This is a genomic window from Rhodothermales bacterium (assembly GCA_041391505.1).
Classification (GTDB): Bacteria; Bacteroidota; Rhodothermia; order Rhodothermales; family JAHQVL01; genus JAWKNW01.
Window position 1 is genome coordinate 32459 of the sequence record JAWKNW010000009.1, and the last position, 18489, is coordinate 50947.

14 protein-coding genes are annotated in these 18489 nt (G+C 64.9%); 3 read left to right on the plus strand and 11 right to left on the minus strand.

Features of this window, described 5'->3' with window-relative positions; genetic code table 11:
• Positions 1-209: 209 nt before the first annotated feature.
• Genes R2834_10630 through R2834_10645 form a run of 4 tightly spaced genes read right to left on the minus strand, consistent with a single transcriptional unit; the run spans position 210 to position 4193 of the window.
• Positions 210-1388, minus strand: a complete 1179-nt coding sequence (locus R2834_10630; protein MEZ4700774.1) for a hypothetical protein — start codon at positions 1386-1388, stop codon at positions 210-212.
• 34 nt (positions 1389-1422) lie between these two features.
• On the minus strand, positions 1423-1770 hold the full coding sequence (locus R2834_10635; GenBank protein MEZ4700775.1) for a TIGR04076 family protein: 348 nt from the start codon (positions 1768-1770) through the stop codon (positions 1423-1425).
• 3 nt (positions 1771-1773) lie between these two features.
• Positions 1774-3141: a Na+/H+ antiporter NhaC family protein gene (locus tag R2834_10640; GenBank protein ID MEZ4700776.1), complete on the minus strand. Its 1368-nt coding sequence runs from the start codon at positions 3139-3141 to the stop codon at positions 1774-1776.
• Entirely contained in the window at positions 3138-4193 is a 1056-nt protein-coding gene (locus R2834_10645) for an aldo/keto reductase (protein ID MEZ4700777.1), read from the minus strand. The genes R2834_10640 and R2834_10645 overlap by 4 nt, the downstream gene beginning before the upstream one ends.
• A gap of 440 nt (positions 4194-4633) precedes the next feature.
• Between R2834_10645 and R2834_10650 the strand changes: the two genes are divergently transcribed.
• The 3 genes from R2834_10650 to R2834_10660 all read left to right on the plus strand — a co-directional run bounded on the left by R2834_10650 (position 4634) and on the right by R2834_10660 (position 5773).
• Positions 4634-5008, plus strand: coding sequence for a hypothetical protein (locus R2834_10650; GenBank protein MEZ4700778.1), 375 nt, complete (start codon positions 4634-4636; stop codon positions 5006-5008).
• Between the two features lie 180 nt (positions 5009-5188).
• Positions 5189-5377, plus strand: coding sequence for a hypothetical protein (locus tag R2834_10655; protein ID MEZ4700779.1), 189 nt, complete (start codon positions 5189-5191; stop codon positions 5375-5377).
• A 45-nt stretch (positions 5378-5422) separates the two neighbouring features.
• Positions 5423-5773 carry a DUF488 domain-containing protein gene (locus R2834_10660; GenBank protein MEZ4700780.1) on the plus strand — a complete coding sequence of 117 codons (351 nt, stop codon included), beginning with the start codon at positions 5423-5425 and terminating at the stop codon, positions 5771-5773.
• Positions 5774-5794: 21 nt separating this feature from the next.
• Here R2834_10660 and R2834_10665 read toward each other — a convergent pair whose 3' ends face one another.
• From R2834_10665 to R2834_10695, 7 genes are all read right to left on the minus strand, one after another.
• The gene (locus R2834_10665; GenBank protein ID MEZ4700781.1) at positions 5795-7000 is read right to left on the minus strand and encodes a T9SS type A sorting domain-containing protein; all 1206 of its coding nucleotides are present in this window, start codon (positions 6998-7000) and stop codon (positions 5795-5797) included.
• Entirely contained in the window at positions 6997-8253 is a 1257-nt protein-coding gene (locus tag R2834_10670; GenBank protein MEZ4700782.1) for a hypothetical protein, read from the minus strand. Before R2834_10670 ends, R2834_10665 begins: the two co-directional genes overlap by 4 nt.
• A gap of 5 nt (positions 8254-8258) precedes the next feature.
• Complete coding sequence (locus R2834_10675) at positions 8259-9317, minus strand: PorV/PorQ family protein (GenBank protein MEZ4700783.1); 1059 nt, start codon at positions 9315-9317, stop codon at positions 8259-8261.
• Between the two features lie 2 nt (positions 9318-9319).
• A complete protein-coding gene (locus tag R2834_10680) occupies positions 9320-12271 on the minus strand; it encodes a TonB-dependent receptor (protein ID MEZ4700784.1) in 2952 nt (983 codons plus the stop codon).
• A gap of 13 nt (positions 12272-12284) precedes the next feature.
• Positions 12285-13913 (minus strand): hypothetical protein, encoded by a 1629-nt coding sequence (locus R2834_10685; GenBank protein MEZ4700785.1) that lies wholly within the window; start codon positions 13911-13913, stop codon positions 12285-12287.
• A 68-nt stretch (positions 13914-13981) separates the two neighbouring features.
• Positions 13982-16168, minus strand: a complete 2187-nt coding sequence (locus R2834_10690) for a T9SS type A sorting domain-containing protein (protein MEZ4700786.1) — start codon at positions 16166-16168, stop codon at positions 13982-13984.
• 64 nt (positions 16169-16232) lie between these two features.
• Positions 16233-18419 (minus strand): hypothetical protein, encoded by a 2187-nt coding sequence (locus R2834_10695; protein MEZ4700787.1) that lies wholly within the window; start codon positions 18417-18419, stop codon positions 16233-16235.
• Positions 18420-18489 lie beyond the last annotated feature (70 nt).

Consider the following 18489-nt stretch of genomic DNA (forward strand, 5'->3'; position numbering starts at 1 on the left):
GATGCCGGGAAACACGCAGTATACAACGTGCGCCGCGAACACGGAAGCTCGCGATCTTACGCGTCATCGCCACACATCATTCGATGCAGGATGCAGGATCACGATCAAATACACTGTTTTTTGGTCAACATCCTGCATCGTGTATCCCGTATCCCTTATCCTTTAGATCGCCTCACTAACGTGCGTCACGTCACGTTGTAAGGCGGCGCCTACCCCAGCCAGGTGTCGAACCAGTCGAAGGCGTGTCGTTGCATCTCCAGGTCGAATTTGTGCGGTCCGTCGTAGAACTGGCACCGGTAGCGATCGCCGGCGTCCGCCCGGTCGTAGACGGCCTGCAGGATGCGGTCGGCGCGCTCCATCTCCGGGAGCGTGAAGAGCTGATCCTGCCGATTGTTCTGGACCATCGTGGGAAGCGGCGCGCGGAGGCCGAGGATCTCGGGATAATCGAGGTCGCGGGGCAGGAGGGGGACGTACACCATCCAGGTGTGCGTGATGCTTTTATGGAGCAGGTAATCCTTCCACGTCGTCATCATGCCCACGCAGACGGCGCACCGGACGCGGGCATCCGCGCCGCCGAGGAAGACGGTGCGCAGCCCGCCGCCGGAGAGGCCGCCGCACCCCACCCGATCGGGGTCGACGTCGGGGCGCGCGCAGAGGACATCGAGCGCGCGCTGGTCCTCGCCGAGGAAGACGCCCGGCCAGGTCGTGCCGGCGCTGAAGAGGGATTTCGCCAGGATATGTTCGTGCGCGCCGGCCCAGCGGTTGTACGCGTCGATCTCGTCGGCCGTCACCGGATCGCCGGCCGGCAGGCCGGCGCGGAGCCCTTCCGGCGTGTCTTCGGGCCGCACGCGCCGGCTGGCAAAGGCGAAGGCATCGGGCACGAGCACGACGTAACCGCGGCGGGCGAGGGCGTTGGCCCAGGAGACGCCCTCATACAGCCGCTCCTGGTGCTGGACGAGCGTCGCCGAGCGCGGCGCGTCGGTCTGAACGATCTTTTGCCATCCGTGCACCTTGTCGCCCCCGTGGTCGTGGAAGGCCAGCACGCCGGGCAGCCGGCCCGTGGCGCCCTCCGGCTTGAGCAGGACCGCGTGGGTCGGCGGACCGTAGGGCAGCTGCCACGACAGCTCCTCCAGATGCAAGCCGTCGTGTGTGTATGAACGGTGCACGGTGACGGTCGGGATGCCGCCGGTATTCGGCTGGGCGAGCCGGGCGAAGAGGCGGTTGCGGGCCGAGGCGCGCCAGGTGTCGATATCGGTCCAGGCAGACCGGCGCAACGAATAGGCCGGCGGGTCTTCGGCGAGCGCTGAGGCCCACGGCCCGTAGGCGCCGATCAGGGTCGGCGTTTCGGCGGGGGGCTGGGCGTCGAGGGGCGTGAGCAACGGGTTCATGGGTTAAGGCGTCGAGGGTGAGGGCGTATCGTCGCTAGGGACGCATCGGGATCGGACTCACGTCGTCGTGATCGAGCACGCGCGACGCGACCCGTTCGATGCGCATGATTAGCTTGCACGCCGGGTCCGGGCAGATGACGCGCGCGTCGGTCTCCATCCAGTCCGCGGGGTGATTCTTGCGTTGTTTGGCCGGCAGCAGCGGCAGCGTGCTCTGCAGGGCGTAGACGCAGAAGTCCTGGCCGGCGGGCAGGCTCAGCTTGCCTCCCCGGAGGTAAAAACAGTCGCCGACGCGCATCGTACAGGTGCAGTGGCCGTCGATCGACTCCACCGAAATCTGCAGGTCGTACAACGTGAACTGATCGGCTCGCAGTTCTTCTGCCATCGCTCAATCGCTTTTTTTCTGGAAAATATAGAAGATGCTGACGACCAGGATGCCCCAGGAGACAAAATTGAACAGGCCGGCTTCCAGCGCGCCGACCTTGTCCACCCCGTATTCGGCCCCCGACCCGGATATGTTCACCATCAGCAACACCGGGACAAAATAAGGGAGCAGGAACGGGTAGGCGCAAGCCATCGAGCTCATGATGTTGGCCGCCTTGACGGGCGAGTACCGATGCCGCGCATTCAGCTGGGCGACGAATTCGGCGACGGAGAGGATCGCGACGATGCTGTGCGTGGTGAGCAGCACGGCGAGCGACGTGACGCCGGCGATGGTCAGCCCCGTCTGGCGCTTGCCGTCGATCCGCTCCTGCAGGCGCTCCATCGCGCCCCGGATGGCGCCGCCGGCGAGCACCGTCGCCACCAGTCCCATGAGGAGAAGGGTGAAGATGCTGATCCCGACGGCCCGGTTGACGCCGTCGATGATGAAGCTGGTCGCGGTAAAGCGTTCGGGATCCAGCGAAAAGACACGTTCGATGCCGATGAGGCCGAATGCGAGCGCCGTGACCACGCCGAACGAAAGCCCCATGAGCAGGGCGTACAGGATGGGGAATTCCTTCAAAAAGAGGTAGATGATGAGCGCCGGCGTGAGCAGCATCAGCAAGCCCCGGTAGCTGCCCCCGGTCGGCAGGGCCTGCGCGGCGTGCTCGCCTCCCGTAAGTGTCACCGCCGCGATGACGTACAGGACGAGCGCGATCAGCATGGCCGGCAACACGAGGCGAAGCCGGCTCCGGACGACCTCCCCGATCTCCTGCTTCATGCTCACGGCGCTCGCGATGGTCGTGTCGGAGACGGGCGCGATGAAGTCGCCGAACGTGGCGCCGCCCATGATCGCGCCGGCCAACGTCGGCAGGTGCGCACCGAGCTGGCCGCCGGCGGGGTACAGGATGGGACCGCAGATCAGGATCGTCGCGAAGCTCGACCCCGTCGAGAGCGATACCACGCAGCAGATCACGAGGGTGATGAGGATGAAGACGGCGCCGTCGACGCCGGCGCGCGCGCCCAGCGCGATCAGGGCGCTGACCAGCCCCGAGTCGGACATGAGGACCCCGATGCTGGAGGCGATGATCCAGGCCGTGATCATGAGCGGGACGAGTTTCTGGCTCATGCCCTCGAACACGGTCTCTCCGAACTGCTTCTTGTCCTTCGCCAGCACCAGGCCGGCGGTGAGCGCCAGGAAGAGGATCGGCCAGAAGCTCTTCTCGTCGGGAGCCCCCAGCAGCGCGACGGTGATGACGCCGACGATGAAGATCGCCAGCGGCACGAGCCCCGCCGCCTTGCCGAAATGGTATTCCAGATCCTTCGCGTCGGTCATGGCCGCTGCTCGTTGAGGTTGTACCGCATGATCCGGCCGTGCACGCCTTCCTTGTCGCGCTCCAGGCCGTACACCGGCCCCGCCGGCCCGGGGCTCTGTTCGATGAACCGGCGGATGCGGTCCCGGTCCGACGCGTCGAGCGCGATGCGACCCAGGGCCAGGTATTCCCCGATATGGTCGCGGTGCCGGGCGCCCACGATCACCGCGGCGACGTGGGCGGTATCGAGCTGGTAGCGCAGGGCGATCTGCGCGATGGAGGCGCCGTGGCGCTGCGCGATGTCCGCCAGCAGGCGGAGAAGCGCCTGAAAGCGGTCGTAGCCGCCGAACTCGTCGATGATCAGGCGATACTTGACGAGGGAGCGGTTGGACCGGTCCCAGTCCGACTCACTCCGGCCCAGGAAGCGGTCGGACAGGAAGCCGCCGGCGACCGTGCCATAGCAGAGGAAAGGCAGCCGATGCGCGGCCGCGAGGGCGTCGAGGTCGGCGCCCGGGCGCTGGTCCAGCAGCGAGTACTGGACCTGGTTCGCCGTGAGGCGGATGCCGGCGTCGAGCAGTTCCTGGATGTGCCGGCCGTCGAAGTTCGTGATGCCCAGGTAGCGGATCTTGCCGGCCGCGACGAGATCCTGCAGGACGCCGGCGGTTTCGACGTAGCCAGGGATCCCGTAATCCCACCACGCGAACTGCACCAGATCGAGTCGCTCCACGCCGAGCCGGCGCAGGGAGCGGTCGATCACGCGTTCCGTGTCGGCGCGCGTCAGTGTGGCGAGGGCGTCGTAATCCGGGACGTATTTCGTGTGGATCTGGACGGCCGGCAGGTCGCCGGATGCCATCGCGCTGCGGTACTTCTCCAGGAAGGCGCCGATGAGCGCCTCGACGCCGGTGTAGATGTCCGCGCAGTCGAACGTGGTGATGCCGGCCTCCACGAACGCGCGCATATCCTCGATGGCCTGTTCTTCCGACACGGTGCCGTGCCCGCCGGCCAGGTGCCAGCCGCCCTTGATGAGGCGGGAGATCGAGTAATCCGTTGAAAATGCGTGACGGGGGATGGACATCGGCCGGCCTCCAGGCGTACGTCAGGTGAGGATGCGCAAGTATACGTCATGCCGGCGGTTCAAACGCGAGGACGGACCGTTTTCGATCCGGCCGGCGTCCGCGCGCACGCGGGTTATTTCCCGTGCCCGATTCGGCAAGCCACGACGAAAGAGACGAACGTTCGGGCAACGCCCCATCTCCGTTTCCCGGAAGTATTTCCCTCACCCGGATATATTTTCCGTCCGCCTGTTTAAGGGGGGAATGGGATGGCCGAAACTCCCAGAGCGCGGGACTGTACCAGACCCAACGTGCGCCAGCCGAACCCCACACACCCCCGCTACGGCTGCTGCATCCCCGGTATGATCCTCCGCAACGATCGCTCGCTACGTCTTTACCTGGTCAGGGAAAGCACAAGAGAGGACTGCGTAGTTTTATTCGTATGGACCCCCCTACAGGGTATATGGAACGATTGAAGTGCAAAGCCTGTGGTAGTTATAGCATGATGCCGATGGAAGTTGCCGTGGATGAATACAGGGAGTCGATTCCGGGGGCTGAACAAGAATCCAGATTCTACACCTGTCACGTTTGTGGCGATAACTGGCTCTCCGTCAAGGAAATTGCCGACGACGGAGCGTGCAAGATTACCTTCGTCCATCAGATGGGCATGGCTCCAGTGCTGAAACGGGTGGCCCACATGCAAAACCATGTGCTGGTTACCGAAAGCTCGATCGGTTTATGGGAATACTATGTGGACGATTCGGAAATCGAAGAGGCCACCTGGGTTGCCAAACTGACGAGCCGGCGCAAGGTGCTCAAATCCATTTGCTCGAACTGAACGTTTGTCGGACTGAACGTTGGTCGGACTGTCACAGCCATACCCGGAAAGGGGCCGCCAGGCCCCTTTCCTTTTTTTGTCCCTGCCGTTTTCACGTTTCGCCCGGATCCGCGTCTTATGCCCGCCGGCGATGCGCCGATACCCGCTCCATACCAAAACATCACGTACCTGGAGGACACGATGGATAAACAGGACCGGGATCTGGAGTCGAATGCACTGCCTCCATCGAGCCCTTATCTGCGGCGCGTCATCGCCGACTTCTACCGCGACACCCTCGACGGCTACATGGAAGCCGGCTATCCCTTCGGCAATTCCGTCGACGCCATGCTGATCTGGTTCGAGTTCGGGCTGAAGACGACCAGCAGCTGACCCCGCGCCGGCCGAACCTCGCGGCGTTGCCGGCGTTCGTCCGGCATGGATCTCTACGTCAAGCGCATCTATTCCCCGCGCGCACCCGAGGACGGCGTGCGCGTGCTCGTCGATCGTATCTGGCCGCGCGGCTTCTCGCGTGACACCGAGGCCATCGATACCTGGATGAAGGACCTCGCGCCCTCCAACGAACTCCGCCACTGGTTCGGACACGATCCCGCCCGCTGGCCCGAGTTCCGGCGTCGCTATGCCGATGAGCTGGCGTCGAACGGCCCTGCCATGGCCCAGTTGCTGGCGCTGGTCGACAAAGGGCCGGTCACGCTCGTCTATTCCGCACGCGACGAAATCCACAACCAGGCGGTGGCGCTGAGAGAGATCCTGCTGGAGGGGCTCTGAGGGGTCTTTCCCGGGATGCAGTCAGCGGGCCGACTTGACGAGCTGCCGGACTTCCCCGGTGCTCGACCGCACGAAATAGACGCCGGCCGGCTGGCCGACCAGCGAGAGGGTGATGTCCTGCGCGCCGGCCGGGACGAAGCGAGAGACCAGTACCTTGACCTCACGCCCCAGGATGTCGTATACGCGGAGGTCGATCGGGCCCGGCGCCGCCAGGGAATACGTCAGGGTGGTGGTGGCCGAGAATGGGTTCGGATAGGGCATACCCAGTGCGGCGGTGTGCGGCAATGGGCGTTCGGCGGCGGTAGAGACGGAAGGAGGCGTCAGACGGGTGTAGACCGGCACATGGTCGCTCGTCGTGTTGGCGAAGAGGGTGAACGCCATCGGGATATCGGTGAGGACGGCCGTGGCGCCCGCGCCGCTCCATGCAAACAGCTCGTCGGTGATGACGATGTGATCGATCATCGAATTGGTGGACGTGCAGTTTGCGTTGGCGCAAAACGTGCCGTCGCCGGCGAGCTCCAGCGGCAGCGTCAGCACGCTGAAGTCCGCGGTATCCTCCACGAACGCGGCGTAGGGCGTCGCGCGGCCCGACGTGATCGAGCCGTCCATCTCGTCGTTGAAGTCGCCCATGATCACGACCGGCTTCGCCTCCAGGCTCGTAAAATCGACGTGATTCTTGAGCCGGGTGGCCGCTTCCGCGCGCCGGTCGTAGCTGTCGGTGTCGGAAAAGGCCTTCATGTGGACGACGATGAACGTCATCGTGACCGTCGTGTCCGGCAGCATGATCTCGGCCTCGAGCTGGAGGGGAGGGCGGCCGGCGAAGGCGTTGTCGAACTCTTCGAGGATGTGGCGGACCTGCAGCGGACGCACCACGCGGGTGTCGTACACAAAGCCGATGCGCTGGCTGCCGCTGTTGGTGGCGAGCCGGCCGTCGAAGTCGGGACCGAGCGCCGCGAGCAGCGCGTCGAAGTCGTCCGCATCCGCAATTTCCTCCACGGCCCACAGGTCGATGCCGGCGCCGGCGATGATTGCGCCGACGTTGTCGATCTGCTGCGCATCGTTGGAAGGCCCGTTATTGGGATCTCCGAACCATTCGATATTCCAGGCGGCGACATCCAGGGATTCCGGAGTGCCGATGACCGGAACGGACTGGGCGTGCGCGGAGCCCGCCGCCAGGATCAGGATGAGGCCGGCGAGGCGCTGCGCATGGGGGAGGGTCAGGGTCACTCGAAATCCGTGTTCAGTTTGAAGCGCGAAATGCGGTTGTTGCCGGTGTCGGCGACATAAACGACGCGGTCGTAATAGGCGACGCCGTTGGGGTTGCGAAACTGGAGCGCGCCGTCGCCGGTGCCGCCGAAGGAGACGACGACGGGTTTGGTGCTGTTGGAGCCCGGGGGCGGGGCGACGCCCTCGACGGCCGCGTTGGTGAACACGAACAGGCTGTCCTTGCCGCCATCCAGCACGAACCAGTAGTTCGACGCGTCGGCGGCGTACATGAGATCGGTCGGACGCTCGAACTTGAATTCGTCGTACAGGAAGCCGTCTCCACGTTCGGGGTTGGTGGACACCGTCAACCGCTGGGTGTCCGGGCGGTATTCGATACCGTCGGAGGTGACGACGGCGAGAATCGAGAGCACGGAGAACTGGAGCGGGGCGCCGGCGGGGCCGTTCTGGGCCACCACGAAGTGTTTGGCATCCGAAAACCGGTCGCGCTGCGGCGGATGCACGAAGGTCATCACGTCCGCCGGAAAGAGCGAACTGCGAACGCTCGCCCGGGCGGGATTGAGCGCCACGATCGCCTGCGTATTCACCCCGTCCTTGCTGAACTCCAGCACGGTATTGTGCGGAAGGATGACGGACGTGCGGTCGTTGATCGGGCCGCGACGCGAAACGAAGATGTTGTTGTTGGCGAGGATCGCGACGCCGGTAAATTCGACCTGTTCGTCGGTGTCGAGCGGGTCGGGGAGGTTGAACTTGCGGGAGTCGTCGTCGAACGGATGCCAGATGATATCGACCAGGCGCGGCGCGCCGACGGTGATGTCGGCATAATGGAGGACGACGGGCAGATTCCAGGTCCGGCCTTCGAGAACGGTGTCCCGGCGGGCCGTGACATAGACATCGAGCCGGCGATCCTGGATTACCGAGGTGCCCCCGCCAGGGATGGGGATGAAGTTCGCGGCCCGGCCGGCGAGGTCGAGTACGTGCAGCCCGCGGGCGTCGACGATGTAAATGAATTCGTCGTACCCGACGTAGATGTCCTGCGGCTGCTGGAGCGTTCCGCCGTCGCCGGCCTGGCTGAAGAACGGGAAGAGGGCGACGTATTCGGCTTCGTTGATCAGGCCCGGCTCGTTCCGGCCGGCCTCGAAGATCTCGTCCGTCGTATCGCTCGACTTCGAGCCGAAGAGGGTGTCGCACCCGCCGGCGAGGCCGGCCGCGATCACCACCACGGCGAGGGTCCATATCGTGCGTGTCGTCGTCATCCTGTCTACAGACCCAGATTAAAACCGATGCGGTGAATGGTGCCGAGCCGATCGAGCTGGCTGAAGCCGTAGTCGAAGCGCAGGTCGGGGCCGTTCATCGGCACCCGCAGCCCGACGCCCAGGCTCGGGAGGATCGATTCCTCGACGCCCACCCGGTAGCCGGCGCGGAGGATCAGCAACTCGTTCCAGGTGTATTCGGCGCCGAAGTTCAGGTTTTCGGCGTTGTCGTTCGGATTGGTCAGCTGGGTGGAGATCAGCAGGTCGTGGGCGTCGGCGGCCGGCAACAGCTGATAGGTGAGCCCGAGCATGAAGGTGGTCGGGGGCGTGATGCCCTCGAAACGGTCTTCGACGATCACGCCGGATGGGGTGACGGCGGTACGGCTGAGCCGGCCTTCGGGGGTGCCGTCGAGTCCGAAGTTGCGGATCGCGACGGCCATCTGCATGCCCGTATCGCCGACGCGGTAGAAGACGCCGAGGTCGAACACCACCGTCTGCGTCACGATCTCGGCGACGCCCTCGCGGATGTATTTGCCCGTGATGCCGTAGCTGAAAAGGTCGGTCAGCTGCTGTGCGACGGTGAGGCCGCCGGCCATCGACACCGACCGGAACGTTTCGCCCGTCCCGAACGGTTCGAACTCGGTCGTCACGTCCATCTCACCCGAATTGAGCATCTGCAGGCTGGCTCCCACCGTGATGCGCGGGCCCGCGAGGTGGACCGTCCCGCCGGCGAACTCCATGCTCACGTCGGCGAAATAAGCGGTATGGTTGAAGGCGAACTGGGCCGACTCCAGCTCGGCGGCGAGGGCGGGATTCCAGAACAGCGACGAGACATCGAACGCGTTCGAGACGACGCTCTGGCCCATGGCGGCGGACCGGGCGTCGGTCGGAATCTTGAGAAACTGGAATCCGGACGTGCCGGCGCGGTCGCTGCCGAACGACGGGATCAGCTGCGCCGAGGCCGGCCGCGCCAGCCCCGCGACGACCACGGCCACCAGCAGGGTCAATGCGATGTGTCGCACCGCCGAACGGCTCGCCGGAAAGGATATGCGGTCGGTTGGATGCATCGCTAGAATCGGTATGACAGGCCAAACATGATGTGGCGCTGCGCCAGGAATCGGGCCGGGTTGAACGGCGGCAGGCCGGACGTGAACGGATCCTCGAAACGCGGATCGCGCACGCCGACCGGGACATCGAGGCTGCGGTCCTCCCGGAGCGCGGCAAAGTTGGTGTTCCGCGTGTCGAGCGGCTCGTAGCCCTTGCCCGTCACCGGGTTCACGATGATGCTGTTCAGCTGATTAAACAGGTTGGTGACCTCGAGGGTCATCATCAGATCCGATTTCCCGAGCGGCACGGCCCGCTGGATGTTCAGGTCGAACCACCACCACGGCGAGCCGATCTTCGAATAGCGCTCGGCGGGGTCTTGGGACTCCTCGTAAATCGGCCGCCAGTCCTGCGCACCGGTGAACGGATTGATCTGCCGGCCCTTGAACTCGACCGGGGTATAGCGCTGGCCGCTTCGGAACGTGGACGCGAGGTACACCTTGAACCGGTTGATGCCGGGGATGCCCATGAGCGGCTCGGGCTCGTCGTAGGAGAACGTCACGCTGGCCTTCATGTCGAGCGGGCGGTCCCACGCCAGCGGCGTCTCGAACGTGTTTTCGATGTCGCCGCGCGCCAGAAACTGGGCGAGCGCGTCGTTGTTGGTCGAACTGAGGCCGGTCGCGCGCGAGAAGGAGCCGGAAAGCTGCCCGGTGAACCAGTCGCCGAAGCGTTTCAGGTAGCTGGCCTCGAGGCCGCGGATGCGGGCGAAGTCGCCGTTGACGCGGAAGGCGCGGGTGACGTCGCGGCCGGTGGCGTCCGGCACGATGACGTTTTCGATGGTGATGAAGTCGAACTTGTCGCGCCAGAACGCCGTGATGTTGAACACGTCGTTGCTGGAGAACTGGTTGCGGAGCCCCAGTTCGTAGGAGATGTCGACCTCCGGATTCAGGTTCGGGTTGCCGAGATCGGCGAAGAAGGAGCGGTCCTGGAAGAAGGGATCGAGCCCGGTGTAGACGAAGGTCGGGTGCGGGATTTTGGTCGAGTGCCCGTAGTTGAAGAAGAGGACGCGGTTCTCCTGGATCGGGAACGAGACGCGGACCTTGGGCAGGAGGCGGACCTTGTAGCGGAGCCCGAGCATCTTGACCGTTTCGTCCTTGTAGTCCTCGCGCACGCCGGCGAGGATCGGAGCCAGCGGGTCGTCGATCAGGTCGTCCACATACTTGCCGGGCGCCCAGTATTCGAGACGCGCGCCGAGGTTGGCGATGAGGCCGCGGTACCGGATCTGCTGGGTGAGGAAAAACGCCCCGCGCTGGGGCTTCACCCGCCAGATGTCCGAGCTTTCGCCGAGGCGGTTGGTCTGCGAGCCGGCGTCGCTGTCGCCGATCGGGGCGCCCACCCAGGGACGCACGATGTCGATCCACTGGTAATCGTTGACCTTCCACTCGAGGCCGCCGTTGAGCCGGTTGTTTTTGTTGGCCGACAGGCGCGTGTACGTGCCGCGCACGGTCCATTCCTCCGCGAAATGGTCGTGGAAGCGCGTCGCGATGCCGCCGTTGTTGAAAAGCCCCGGCCCGGGGAGGACGAAGAGGGCGTCCGGGTCGATCGGGTTGCCGTCGGCGTCGACGAACAGGGTGGCGGGATAGGTGACGATGCTCTCGGGGTCCAGCTCGGTGTCGACGTTCGTCGGGCGCCACGGCCGGCCGTTTGCGTCGGCGCGGAGGGTCGTGAAGAGCCGGCTCACCTGCACGTCGTAAAACGACTGGGTGTTGAGCACGTGCGACCACTTCAGGTACGCGATGATGTTGTCGTGCGTGTACGTGTTCGCGTTATCCGGCTGTGCGATGAACGCATACTGGAATCCCGGCTGGATCACGGCCTCGTTGCCCGTCACCTGGAGCATGCGGGTGTTCTGGTTGATCGTCAGCGAACGCGAGTAGGCACCCTGGATCTTCTTGCCCGGGGCGACCTCGTAGGTGAGCTTGAGCAGCCCGTTCCAGCGGTTGCCCGTACGGGGCGTGAAGAAGTCCGAATCCACCGTCGACGAGCGCAGGATTTCCGGCGTCGCGGTCTCGCGGGTGAAGCCGTCCGAAATCTGCACCTGGCCGGTGGTGAAGAAGCGGAGCTTGCCGCGCACCAGCGGGCCGCCGAGGTTGAACTCGTAGAGTTCTTCCTTGAAGTTGGCGTCCCACGTCTCGTTCAGGTCGCCGAGGTTGTCGCGCTTGTGCGAGAAGAAGCCGGCGAAGCGGTCGCCGCCCTCCTGGGTTTCGACGGACACGACGCCCGACGTCACATCCCCGAACTCCGCGCCGATGCCGCCGGTGGTGACTTCAACCTGGCTGAAGGCGTTCGAACCGATATCCAGCCCGAAGCCGGTGCCGGCGAGCGGATCTTTCGCCGAGACGCCGTCCACGATAAACCCGGTCTCGTCCGCCCGGCCGCCGCGGATGTAGAGGCCGGTGGGGTCGCGCGTCACGCCGGCCTGCGTCGCCACGACGGCCTGCACGTCGCGCAGCGGCGCCGCCTGCAGCTGTTCCTGGGACACGGTCGCCGTGCTCGACGACTGCTCCACGTCCAGCAGCGGCTTCTCGCCGATGATCACGATCTCTTCGTCGGTCGACAGGATCGCTTCCGACAGCTCCGTGCTCAGTTCGGTCGCCTGTCCGTCGGCCACGCGGATGCCGGTGAATTGCTTCGTCTCAAACCCGATGATGGAGAAGCGGACGGAATATTCGCCCGGGCGCAGGTTGGGGATGACATAACCGCCGTCCAGATCCGACGCCGCGCCGAGTGTGGTGCCGACGACGATGACGTTCACGCCCACGAGCGGCTCTTTCGAGCCGGCGTCGATGACGGTGCCGCGAATCGATCCCTGGGCCAGTGCCTGGGATGCCGTGCCCACCAGCAACCCGAGCGCGAGAAGCAGGATGCGACCGCGCCGGCTCGTGGATGGACCGGGTATGTACGAATGCGTTTTCAACGGCTGCTTCGCATTAGCGTTTGGGGAAACCGAGACTTTCGAGCATGAGCGAAATCGCGCGCCGTCCGCCGTCCTCCGCGCCGTCCGCCCCGACCAGGATGGGCGCGCCCGTCTGTTCGTTGATGAGCGGGATGGCGAAGAGGGCGATGCGCCGGTCGGCGCTGATCGACGCGATCGTGGAGGGGCCCGTCCAGGCGCCCTGCGTGTTCGACGTGCTGACGTAGGTAAAGCCGGCCTCGTAGAGCGGGATCGCGTTGGTGCCGGCCACGATGTACGGCAGCGAGTTGATGTCGAACGACGTGAAGGTGAGCGCCGGCAGCGGCTCGCTGGCGCCGGCCGGCGTGTTGACCGGCGTGACCGACGTGCCGGGGCGCAGCCGCAGCTGCTGCCGCAGCGTGTCCGGGAACGTGATCAAATTGTTCATCGGCAGCAGCAGGATCGCCGGGTTACCGAGGTTGTCCTCCGGGTCGGGCGGCAGCGTCACCGGGGAATGGACGATGATGGTGCCGCCGTTGTCGAAAAACTCGTCCAGCACGGCCACCGCAAACGGGAAGTTGTTGCGCTGGGTGCTGTTGGTCGTGTTGGTCGCTACCCAGTAGATGTGTTTGTAGAGCGCGAGCGTCTGCTGCAGCGTCGGCACCGCGTTGTTCGGGAGGAGTTCGGAACGCGGCACGTTGCCGGCGGCGCCGGTCACAAAGGGCACCGTTATATCCCAGACGTCGATCGGGGCGCCTTCCGGAAGGTGCGACCGGAGCAGATCCATGTGGAAACGCTGGAGGATCGGCGCGTTGCTCTTCCGCCAGTCGTTCACGTACAGGATGTCGCTGCGCTGCTTCTTGACGTGCCACGTGTAGCGCTCCAGCGTACTCGTGGTGTCGGTCAGGTCGACGGCGCGCACATAGATCGTGTTGGTCGCATCGAGCAGGAGGTTGGGGAGGCGCAGCTCGGACGACTGGAAGCCGCGACCGAGGTAGATGCGGGCGTCGGTGGTCGTCTGCGTGTCGTCTTCGATGTCGACGTCGCCGATCAGCGTGATGAAGTCGAATTCGGCCGGCACGCCGACGAAGTTCGTGCTGTCGTTGAGGGAGACCTCGATCCGGGAAATGTTCTCGATGCCCTCGGGGTCGCTCACGTCCCAGCCGAGTGAAAAGACCTGGAAGGTCGTATCCGGCGGGAGGTCGAACGTCAGGAGGCGGATCGACGGCGGCGCGTTTTCGATCGGGAAGACGGTGCGGGCCGGGGTGGGGTCGGCCAGCGACTCATTGTCGATGGCGCGCACCTCGAAGGCCACGTTGGCGATTTTGTTGCCCGGCGGGATGGGGAGGAGGATCAGCGAGTCGGTACGCGTGGTGCGCACCCAGCCGGCGTCGGGCGTGGCCGGCGGCTCGGAGAGGGGATAGAAGCGGACTTCGTACGACGCCACGAAGCCGTCGGGGTCGTCGCCGCTCCACGACACGAGCACGGTGCTCGAAAGCCGCTCGGAGTCGAGGATGTTGTCGACGAGCGACGTGTCGCGCACGCTCATCGCGGTTTCCGGCGGTTCGTTGTCGAAGGCGTCGCCGGCAAAGCCTGTGTCGCAGCCGACGGCGAGGACGGCGACGAAGAGGAGCAGCAGCGATGCGTATCGGCAGGGGAGAGCCATGAAAGACAGATCAGAAAGATGGGGGAGGCCGCGGAGCGGGTCCGCGGCCTCCATCCATCGGGTGTCGTTTACTTCAGGAGAACCATCTTGCGCGTCTGCACGTCGCTGCCGGCGGTCAGCCGGTAGAGGTACATGCCGCTCGGGAGTTCGCCCGCGCTGAAGGACACGCTGTGCTGGCCGGCGGCCAGGGTGCCGTCAACCAGGGTCTGCACCTTCCGGCCGATCAGGTCGAACACCTCCAGGCTGACGTGGCCGGCCTGCGGCACGTCGAAGCGGATGCTGGTGGTCGGGTTGAACGGGTTCGGGAAGTTCTGGTGCAGGGCGAAGCTGCCTGGGATCGTCTCGTCTTCGGTCGCCACGTTGGTGAGCGCGCCGATGTCGGCCGGCGATTCGGGGATCAGCTTGTAGTTGCTGAACGAGAACCACCAGATGCCCTGCATGAACTCGTGGAGGCCGCCTTCGATGAAGTCGTCGTTGGTCGTCGAGGGCACGGCGCTGGACGCGTCGTCGGCGCGGATGAAGTCTTCCGTGCCGACCGTGGCGAAGCTCCACTCGCCGAAGTCGCTCGGCGCATCCGGGTTCGGGCCCATGATGACATCCTCGAACCGGAGCATCATGCCTTCATGCGCCTCGGCGACGGCCGCGTCCTTCACGGCCGTCGTCGGGACGACCTTGTAGTCGTACGGCGTGTCGGTGCCGTCCACCGTGAACACGGCGTTCCGCAGCTCGGTGACACCGAAGTTCTCGCGGATTTCCGCCTCAGTGATCGTCACGACATCGCCCTTGCTGAACGCGGCGGCATCGCCGTTGATGAAGATGCCCGACCAGCCCGCCAGATCGGCGTTGTCCTGGATGACGATCCGGCCGGAGGTGGCGGGGTCGCTCACGACGATGCCGGTGACGGCCATCGGTGTGGTCAGGCCGGCGAACGGGCTGTTGCCCGGTCCTTCATCGGCGGTCAGCTGGATGTCCGAGATCTCGTTGATGCCGTCCACGAGCGTACGGTACTGCGCCGGGTCGGTCACCGTCGTAGCATCCTGACTGTCCGTCGCGCTCACCGTGTAGGTCACGAACGCACCATCGGGCTGGGCCGGAATGACGCAAACGTACGCTTCGCCCTCAAGGGTCGCTTCGATCATCGTTTCCATACCATCCGCCGTCGACGTGTACGTGCAGACAACAGAGGTCAGCGTACGCGTCGGGTCGGCGTCAACGCCGACCGAGATCGTGACGTCTTCACTGCCATCCGGCACGCTCGTCGGTCCGGTGACGCCCGAGAAGATTGGCGGGCTTTCGGTGATCACGAGATCGGCATCTTCGATCGGAGCGATGCTGAGGATCGCCCCGCCCGGCACGCCGCGGCCAAACGGGTCGTCGCCCTGATACAGGATGAAACCCTGAAGATTGACGGCCGCGCCCGGAGGCGGCGGGACGAAGTTGCCGTCCTGGCTCGTCCGTACGTTAAAGTTCGACGGGTACGAGTTGCGGCGGTCGTTGCGGTAACGCAGCGACACATCGTAGAAGTTGAAGACCGTTTCGCCGCCGTCGGACGATACGAGCCAGTTCGGGCGCTCGCTGCTGATGTCGCGGACCGTGATGGAGGCCCCTTCCAGGCGTACATACTGACCGTTCAGCGACGCCAGGTTGTCCCAGTTGACCTGGACGCCACCTTCATCGTTGATGCTCCGGTTCGCATCCGCCGTCGTGATGACGACCGGATCGAGCAACGAATCGGGGAGCCCGAGATCGCTGTAGGATCCCAGTACTTCGATCGTGGACGGGCCTACCTGCTGGGAGTTACCCCCCGAGCCGGTGAAGGCCGACGCGGTGCCGGTCACCTTGATAACGTCGCCGACGGTGACGTTGATGAGGCCCGTGGTCAGGTACGAACCATCCGCAAGCTGCAAGCCCATGCCGTCATAGCCCATCGACACGGCGGACGTGTCGCGGACGAACACATGCACACGGTCCGGGTTGCCGCCCTGATCATCTTGCGGCGTGCCAAGGCCGGACGAAAGCGGATCGCTGAGCACGACGGCGACGAACTGGACTTCGACGCCTTGCAGGTCGTTCAGCACGAGCGGCTGGATGTCCTGCGACGTCAGCGTGGCGCCGCCGGCGTTGAGCTGGTCGACCTGGTTTTGCGGGATCGCGTTGATATCTCGGATGGTGACCTGCATGGGCTGGGCGATCGCCTGCCCGGCCAGCATCATGCTGACCAGTACCCATAGCGTAATGGTACCTCGTTTTAACATAAACTACCTCGTTTGATGGCGTGGATAGAGCGTTTGCTGTGTTGAGTAATAGTCGTGGAGCGCCTCACTTGATGATGACGAACTTGCCCTGCTGGGTGTCGCCGGAATCGAGGTCGCGCACCGAAAAAAGATACAGGCCGGCCGAGATATTGAGGCCGTTCTCCGAAAGAATATCCCAGGAGTGTTCGCCTCCCGGGAGGATGCGGTTGTCGGCGCTCAGGTTCGCGTACCAGCGGGTGTCGCCGACGTACGTCGCGCTGTCGTGATCGAGCGTGGCCACGATCTCGCCGGCCAGCGTATAGATCCTGATCTCGGCGCGAGGCGGGAGGTTGTAGAAGTTGAGCTTCCGGGTGCGCGAGGAGCCGCCGTCCCAGGCGGCGTTCACCCGGTACGGGTTCGGGTAGACGCCCACCTTCCGGTTCTCCGCCGAGGCCGGCGTGCCCGGGAAAATGCGCACGGCGTTGGCGGTGCGGGAGGACTCGAACGACTCGAGGCCGGCATCGGGATCGCCTTCGTCAAACGCCGTCAGCGTAAAGAGGTACTGCCAGCCGCTCAGCAGATTTTCCGCCTCGAACCGGTACCAGTATTCGGTCGGGTCGCCGTCGAACGTCACCGGGGCGTCGAGGGCCACGGCGTCGAATCCGTTATTGAACCCGGTGCGGTTGCCCGGGCGGTCGTGCTGCGCGATCAGGGTGGCGCGGTTCAGGATGTTGCCCGAAATGTCGTCGCCGGGGTTGCTGCGGTACAGGCGGTACCCCTCAAAGTCCTTCAGCCCCGTAACGGGGTCGACCGACTCCTCGGCGCGCCGGTCCCAGTACAGGACGGTGCGGCTTTCCTGCCGGCCCGTGTCCGGATTGTCGAACCCCTCGAACTCGACGCGAAGCCGCGGCGACGCCGGCGGCTCGGGGATGAGATACCGGTCGAGCCGGCCGTTCTGGTTGGCGTCTTCCTGGGGTTCGAGGATCCCGTTCAGGTTGTTGTCCTCGCCGGCGTACGTGCGCTGCGCCCACAGGATGTTGTTGCGGAGAAAGGCGCGGCTCACGTCGTTGTCGATGCCTTTGCCGCCCTGGCCCTGAAACTCTTCGGGCTTGAGCGCGGCCACGAAGGCGAAGGTGGCCTGGAGCGTGTCGCCGGGAGCGACCCCCACGAACGGACCGATTGAGGAGAGCCCGATCCAGTTGCCGTTGGATGTCTGCCCGTCCGTGCGCAGGCGGGTCTTCCAGGCGTCGATCGCGTCCTCGAGTTCGGTCGTAGTAGGATAGTTGACGGGGTTCGGATAGGGTTCGGCCATGAACCGGTACTTGTCGATGTCGCTCGTCGGCACGGCGAATTCGTTCACGCCGCCGCTGAAAAGCCAGAAGCGCGGGTTGTACGACGGTGCCGGTAGGCCGTCCCGGAGGTATTCGTCGGCCACATTCGGGTGGAAGAACCGCCGCAGTCCCGTGCGCGTGTCCGTCCATTCGGCGCCGAGGAAGGCGACGGCGCCGTAGGTGTTGATCGATTCTTCGGTGCCGCCGGCGTTAAAGGCGTACGAGGTGAACTGGTCCTCCAGATACCCCAGCCCGCCTTTGTTGAAAAAGGCGCTGCCGTTCTCCGTCGTGGTATTGACGTTGCGGACGACGAGGTCGTGGAAGAGGCCTACATAGACGCTGTCCCACGGCGCGTTGCCGATGTTCACGATATCGAAGTTCACGATCGTGAAGTACTCGGTAAACGGGAAATTCCAGGCGTGCGTCTGCTGGGCGACGAGGGCGCCCACCTGCCCGGATACGTCCGGCGTCGGGATGGACGTGCCGGGGAGCACCGCGGCGGTATCGACGAAGCTGGTGTAGAAGTCCTGATGGCTGATGGCGCTGCCGGAAAACGCCTCGGATTCGGGCAGGGTCGATCGTTCGATGATGGGGGAGAACTGCGCCATTTCGTAACCGGCGGCCCCGGGGCGGTATCCGCCGGAGGCCGTCTGCGCTCCCGTGCGAACGGAGACGACGCCGTCGCTCCGCACGACGCCGATCCACAGGCCGGCTTCGAACAGATGCTCGACGCCGGAATCGATCGGGTATTCGAACGAGGGCGCGCCGGCGGGATTGTTGCGGATGTTCGACTGGCCGATGAAGCCGGCGTTCGTGATCGTCAGCCCCATGTTGCCGACGTTTACAACGACCTCCTCAAACGGCGCGCCCTGGCCCAGTACGGGATGGGTTGCGGCGAGACCGGCGATAAACAGACCGGCGAATGCCAGGGTACGCATCATCAGGCACGAGCGGGGAAAACGTGGGGGAAGCGCCTCTCCTGCGGGGGCGCCTCGGACGGATAAAAAGTCG